This is a genomic window from Shewanella sp. BJSY2023SW001, from assembly GCF_047314685.1.
Taxonomy (GTDB): Bacteria; Pseudomonadota; Gammaproteobacteria; order Enterobacterales; family Shewanellaceae; genus Shewanella; species Shewanella indica.
The window spans coordinates 11,565-11,797 of the sequence record NZ_JBKORF010000079.1; the positions used below are offsets into that span (position 1 = coordinate 11,565).

Annotated in this window: 1 protein-coding gene; it reads right to left on the reverse strand. The window is 29.2% G+C overall.

The window, feature by feature from the left end; translation table 11 throughout:
• On the reverse strand, positions 1-213 hold a 213-nt coding region (locus ACMHXH_RS17575), incomplete at its 3' end, for a hypothetical protein (RefSeq protein WP_413738408.1).
• Between the last annotated feature and the right edge of the window lie 20 nt (positions 214-233).

Sequence of the window (233 nt, forward strand, 5' to 3'; positions counted from 1 at the left end):
TAACATTACATTACCAAGATGAAAATCACCATGAACAAAACCAAAGTTACATTCTTCTGAAAAGTCAATCTTGTTAAATAAATGTAACTTTACATTCAGCAGTTCACTAAGAAATTTGATATTATTTATTACTTCTAGTTTATGTTCCTCTAACAAACAGCTTATCATATCCTTCTCAGATAAAACGCCACTTGTAATTACAGATGAATACAAAACTGAAATCCTTTCCTCAC